Annotated in this window: 5 protein-coding genes and 1 pseudogene; all 6 read left to right on the top strand. The window is 73.8% G+C overall.

Features of this window, described 5'->3' with window-relative positions:
- Position 1: 1 nt before the first annotated feature.
- Positions 2 to 1,408 (top strand): enoyl-CoA hydratase/isomerase family protein, encoded by a 1,407-nt coding sequence (locus tag GLX30_RS35740; protein ID WP_279632532.1) that lies wholly within the window; start codon positions 2 to 4, stop codon positions 1,406 to 1,408.
- Positions 1,405 to 2,433: pseudogene (locus GLX30_RS00655) on the top strand (thiamine pyrophosphate-dependent enzyme); the annotation flags it as partial. The gene GLX30_RS35740 and the pseudogene GLX30_RS00655, both read left to right, overlap by 4 nt.
- A 37-nt stretch (positions 2,434 to 2,470) precedes the next feature.
- Positions 2,471 to 3,493, top strand: coding sequence for an alpha-ketoacid dehydrogenase subunit beta (locus tag GLX30_RS00650; RefSeq protein WP_159682301.1), 1,023 nt, complete (start codon positions 2,471 to 2,473; stop codon positions 3,491 to 3,493).
- Positions 3,490 to 4,332, top strand: a complete 843-nt coding sequence (locus tag GLX30_RS00645) for an alpha/beta fold hydrolase (protein WP_244258396.1) — start codon at positions 3,490 to 3,492, stop codon at positions 4,330 to 4,332. The genes GLX30_RS00650 and GLX30_RS00645 overlap by 4 nt, the downstream gene beginning before the upstream one ends.
- Positions 4,329 to 4,547, top strand: a complete 219-nt coding sequence (locus tag GLX30_RS00640; RefSeq protein ID WP_159682300.1) for an MbtH family protein — start codon at positions 4,329 to 4,331, stop codon at positions 4,545 to 4,547. The genes GLX30_RS00645 and GLX30_RS00640 overlap by 4 nt, the downstream gene beginning before the upstream one ends.
- The gene (locus GLX30_RS00635) at positions 4,544 to 5,857 is read left to right on the top strand and encodes a PLP-dependent aminotransferase family protein (RefSeq protein WP_159682299.1); all 1,314 of its coding nucleotides are present in this window, start codon (positions 4,544 to 4,546) and stop codon (positions 5,855 to 5,857) included. The genes GLX30_RS00640 and GLX30_RS00635 overlap by 4 nt, the downstream gene beginning before the upstream one ends.
- The last annotated feature ends 154 nt before the right edge of the window (positions 5,858 to 6,011 follow it).

Here is a 6,011-nt window from a genome sequence, read left to right as displayed (position 1 = left end):
CGTGCGCACACCGACCCTCGCCGCCGAGGCCCCGGCGACCGACGCCGCCCCCGCCGTCCTCCTGCGTGCCCTGCCGGCCCGGACACCCGCCCTGACCGGCGAGTTCACCAAGGACCGGACAGCCGTCACCGCCTACCTCGACACCACCATGCGGCTCATCGCCGACCTGCCGCCCCGCACCGAACGCGGCCCCGACCAACAGCGCGACGCGGCCGCCGTCCACGACGGCGCCCACACCCTGCGCCGGCGCTTCCTGGCCGCCCACGCCGAACGGGTCTACGCCGAACTCACCGACGGCCTCACCCGCACCCCACGCCTCGACGAACTGACCACCCTCGCCGCCCGCCACTTCCCCGGCCTCGTCCCCACCCCCGCCCAACTGGCCGACGACGCCCGCCACATGCAACACAACAAGGAAGGCTGGGAGATCGCCGTCGGCATCTTCTTCCAGGCCGTCCTCAGCACCCCCACCGCCGGCAACCACCTGCTGCGCTCCATGCTGCGCCCCACCACCCGCGCCCGCGCCGCCCTGCTCGACTACCAGCTCACCGGCCACGCCGACCTCGGCATCGCCACCGTCACCCGCCGCGACGGCATCGCCCACCTCGAACTGTGCAACGACGAGTTCCTCAACGCCGAGGACGACGCCGCCGTCGAAGCCCTGGAGACCGGCTGCGACCTGGTGCTCCTGGACCCCGCCAGCCACGTCGGCGTCCTGCGCGGCGCCGCCCAGACCCACCCCGCCTACGCCGGCCGCCGCGTCTTCAGCGCCGGCATCAACCTCACCCACCTCTACCACGGCGACATCTCCCTCCTCGGCTTCCTGCTGCGCCGCGAAGCCGGCTACATCGCCAAGTTCGTCCGCGGCCTGTACCTCGACGACGGCACCGGCGAGCACGGCGACCACTGGTGGCCCGACGCCGACAAGCCCTGGGTCGGCGCCGTCGACGCCTTCGCCATCGGCGGCGGCCTGCAGATCCTGCCCGTCATGGACCGCGTCGTCGCCGCCGACGACGCCTGGTTCAGCCTCCCCGCCATGGAAGAGGGACTGGTGCCCGGCGTGTCCAACCTGCGCCTGCTGCACCCGGCCGGCTCCCGCCTCACCCGCCGCCTCATCTTCTGGGGCCACAAACTGAACGCCGGCGACCCGGAAGCATCCTTCCTCGTCGACGAGACGGCCCCCGCCGACACCATGGACAGCGCCGTCGAACGCGCCGCCCAGCACCTCGACCACCCCGCCGTCGGCGCCAACCGGCGCATGCTCAACCTCGTCGAGGAACCCGCCGACCTCTTCCGCCGCTACCTCGCCCGCTACGCCTACGAACAGGCCCGCCTGCTCCACAGCCCCGCCCTCATCAGCACCCTGGAACGCACCTGGATCAACCGAGGCCGCGGCGGATCCCGATGACCGTGCTCGACGCCCCCGCCGCCCCGCCGACCGACGCACCGGGCAGCGGGCCGCTGCCCGCCCACACCGCGCTCGCGCTGTACCGGGCCATGGTCACCGGCCGCGCCTTCGACCGGCAGGCCACCGCCTTCACCCGGCAGGGCCGCCTCGCCGTCTACCCCTCCTCCCGCGGCCAGGAAGCCTGCCAGACCGCGTCCGTGCTCGCCCTGCGCCCCACCGACTGGCTCTTCCCCACCTACCGCGAGAGCGTCGCCCTGCTCACCCGCGGCATCGACCCGGTGGAGGTCCTGACCCTCTTCCGCGGCGACCGCCACTGCGGCTACGACCCGCACGCCCACCGCACCGCCCCCCAGTGCACCCCGCTGGCCACCCAGTGCCTGCACGCCGCCGGACTCGCCGACGCCGCCCGCATGCGCGGCCACGACACCGTCGCCCTCGCCTACATCGGCGACGGCGCCACCAGCGAGGGCGACTTCCACGAAGCCGTCAACTACGCCGCCGTACGCCGCGCACCCGTCGTCTTCCTGATCCAGAACAACCAGTACGCGATCAGCGTCCCCCTCGCCAAACAGACCGCCGCCCGCACCCTCGCCGACAAGGCCGCCGGCTACGGCGCGGCCGGTGTGCGCATCGACGGCAACGACGCCGCGGCCGTCCACACCGCCGTCGCCAGGGCCGCCCACCGCGCCCGCACCGGCGGCGGCCCCACCGTCGTCGAAGCCCTCACCTACCGCATCGAGGCGCACACCAACGCCGACGACGACACCCGCTACCGCAGCGCCGACGAGGTCGCCGCCTGGGCCGACAAGGACCCCGTCGCCCACCTGGAACACCGGCTCCTGGCCGACGGCGTCCTCGACGAGGACACCCGCGCCGGCATCACCCGCGACGCGCAGGACCTCACCGCCCGGCTGCGCCGCACCTTCGCCACCCCGCCCCGGCGCGACCCGGCCGAGATGTTCCAGCACGTCTACCACCAGCCGCCGCCCCACCTCAGGTCCCAGGCCGCGCTGCTCGCAGCGGAGACGGCCACGACGGCCGCCGGGGCGGGGAGGACTCCCGATGACCGCCGACACCACCACCGCCGGCACCGGCACCGTCACCATGGCCAAAGCCCTCAACACCGCCCTGCGCGACGCCCTGCGCGCCGACGAGAACACCCTCGTCTTCGGCGAGGACGTCGGCACCCTCGGCGGCGTCTTCCGCGTCACCGACGGCCTGGCCCGCGAATTCGGCGACGACCGCTGCTTCGACACCCCGCTCGCCGAATCCGCCATCATCGGCACCGCCGTCGGCATGGCCATGTACGGCTACCGGCCCGTCGTCGAGATGCAGTTCGACGCCTTCGCCTACCCCGCCTTCGAACAACTCGTCAGCCACGTCGCCAAGTTCCGCTCCCGCACCCGCGGCGCACTACCGCTGCCCCTGACCGTCCGCATCCCCTACGGCGGCGGCATCGGGGGAGTGGAACACCACAGCGACTCCTCCGAGATCTACTACATGGCCACCCCCGGCCTCACCGTCGTCACACCCGCCACCGTCGCCGACGCCTACTCCCTGCTGCGCCGCTCCATCGACTGGCCCGACCCCGTGATCTTCCTCGAACCCAAACGCCTGTACTGGCACAAGGAGGAGACCGGCCTGCCCACCGACACCGGCCCGCTGGGCTGGGCCGCCGTCCGCCGCCGCGGCACCGACGCCACCCTCGTCACCTACGGCCCCGCCCTGCCCGCCGCCCTCGCCGCCGCGGAGGCCGCCGCCCAGAGCGGCCTGAGCCTGGAGGTCATCGACCTGCGCACCCTCGCCCCCTTCGACGAGGAGACCGTCAGCGCCAGCGTCAACCGCACCGGCCGCGCCGTCGTCGTCCACGAGGCCCACGGCTTCGCCGGCCCCGGCGCCGAGATCGCCGCCCGCATCACCGAACGCTGCTTCTACCACCTCGAAGCACCCGTACGCCGCGTCACCGGCTTCGACGTGCCCTACCCCGCACCCCTCCTCGAGGCCCACTACCTCCCCGACGTCCAGCGCATCCTGGACGCCGTCGCCACCCTGGAATGGCCCGCCCGCCGGACGGCCGCCCGATGAACACCCGCACCGCCGGCCCCTGGTACCGCAGCCCCGCCCCCCGCCCCGGCGCGGCTCTGCGGCTGCTGTGCTTCCCCCACGGCGGCGGCACCACCGCCGCCTACCACCACTGGCCCGCCCTGCTGCCCGACACCGTCGAACTGCACGCCGCCCAGTACCCCGGCCACGCCGACCGCATCACCGAACCCCTCCAGCACGACCTGCACACCCTCGCCGACCAGGCCGCCGCAGCCGCCCGCCCCCTGACCGGAAGGCCCTACGCCCTCTACGGCCACAGCCTCGGCGCCCTGATCGCCTACGAGACCGCGCTGCGCCTTGAAGCCGCCGGAAGCCCACCGCAGCGCCTCGTCGTCTCCGGCATGCCCGCACCCCACCTCGTACGGCCCGGCGCCGTCCACCGCGCCGACGACAGCGCCCTCATCGCCGAACTGCGACGCCTGGACGGCTTCCCCGACGAACTCCTCGCCCACCCGGACATGCTCGACATCGTGCTGCGCACCGCCCGCGCCGACTACGCGCTCGCCGAGACCTACCGCCCACGCCCCGGCGCCCTCCTGCACACCCCGCTCACTGTGCACCGCGCCACCGGCGATCCGGAGCTGACCGCCGCGGAAGCGGCCGGCTGGAGCGCCGCCACCACCGGGCCCGTCCGCGAACAGACCTTCCCCGGCGGCCACTTCCACCTCGCCCACGAGCCGGCACCCGTCCTGCTCGACCTCACCGCCGACCTCCGCGCCCACCTCGTCAGCGGCACGTCAGCCCGCCGACAGCCCTCCCCGCCAGCCTGGACGGGGACCACCATCCCCCTACCGTCGCCGAACCCCGGGAGACAGACATGAGCAATCCGTTCGAGGACGCCGAGGGCACCTATCTCGTCCTGGTCAACCACGAGGGCCAGTACTCGCTGTGGCCGTCCTTCGCCGAGGTCCCGGCCGGCTGGACCGTCGCCCTGCCGGCCACCGACCGCGAGAGCGCCCTCGCCCACATCACCGACCGGTGGACCGACATGCGGCCCCAGAGCCTCATCGACGCCATGAACGGCACGGCAGCGTGAGTGCGGGCCTGCTCGAGGCGCCCGGGCTGGCCGCGTCCCCGCTGACCACCGCCGACCTGCACGCCAGCCTCACCGACCCGGCCCTGACCTCGATGACCCTCCTCAACGAGATCACCGGCAACTACCCCCAGGCCGTGTCGTTCGCCGCGGGCCGCCCCTACGAGGGCCACTACGACACCGAGGCCCTCCACCACCACCTGCGGCGCTTCACCCGCCACCTCGAGCAGGACCTCGGCCACGGCGAGGAACAGGTACGCCGCACCCTGTTCCAGTACGGGCCCACCAAAGGCGTCATCAACGACCTCCTCGTACGCCAGCTGCACACCGACGAGCACATCACCGCCGACCCCGGGGCGGTCCTGGTCACCACCGGCTGCCAGGAGGCCATGGTCCTGCTGCTGCGCGCCCTGCGCCGCGACCAACGCGACACCGTCCTCGCCGCCGCCCCCACCTACGTGGGCTTCACCGGAGCCGCCCGCCTCACCGACATGACGGTCCGCCAGGTCCCCGAAGGCCCCGGCGGACTCGACGCCGCGGACCTCACCCGCGCCGTGCACGCCGCCCGCGCCGAAGGGCTGCGCCCGCGCGCCTGCTACGTCGTGCCCGACTTCTCCAACCCCGGCGGCGCCCGCATGTCGGAGGCCGACCGCCGCCGGCTGCTGCACGCCGCCGACGAGCTGGACATCCTCCTCATCGAGGACAACCCGTACTCGATGTTCCACGACGGCCACGGCCGCCCGCCGACCCTGAAGTCGATGGACCGCTCCGGACGCGTCGTCTACATCGGCTCGTTCGCCAAGACCGCCTTCCCCGGCGCCCGTATCGGCTACGTCGTCGCCGACCAGCCCGTCGCCGAGGGCGGCCTGCTCGTCGACCAGCTCGCCAAGCTCAAGAGCATGCTCACCCTCAACACCTCGGCCCTCGCCCAAGCCGTCATCGGCGGCCTGCTCCTCGAGCACGGATGCAGCATGGAACGAGCCTGCGCCCGCGAGGCCGCCGTCTACCGCACCAACCTGAACGTCCTCCTCGACGGCCTCGCCACACGTTTCCCGCCCGGCAGCGGTGTCACCTGGAACACCCCCGCGGGCGGCCTCTTCGCCGTGCTGAGCGTGCCGTTCACCGCCGACGAACAGGCCTTGGAGGAGTCCGCGAGCCGCTTCGGCGTCCTGTGGACACCGATGTACCACTTCTACGCCGGCACCGGCGGCCTGACCCAACTGCGCCTGTCCTACAGCGTGCTGACCCCCGACGAGATCACCACCGGCCTGGACCGCCTCGCCGCCTTCGTCGCCGCCCGCACGCCCCGCTGAAACCCGCCGGCGGGAGCCGGCCCCGCCGGCCCCACCGGGGCGGGGCCCCCGGCCCGTACCGGGGCGCCTGCACGGCCACCGGCCGCAGGGGAGAGCCCGAGGACTCCGCGCGAAGCGCGCCGCCGGTCCGGCAGGAACGGGGTGGGGCACCGCA

Origin of the sequence: Streptomyces sp. Tu 2975, from assembly GCF_009832925.1 — a bacterium.
In the GTDB taxonomy this organism is placed as follows: domain Bacteria; phylum Actinomycetota; class Actinomycetes; order Streptomycetales; family Streptomycetaceae; genus Streptomyces.
This window is presented reverse-complemented; position numbering and strand designations above follow the sequence as displayed.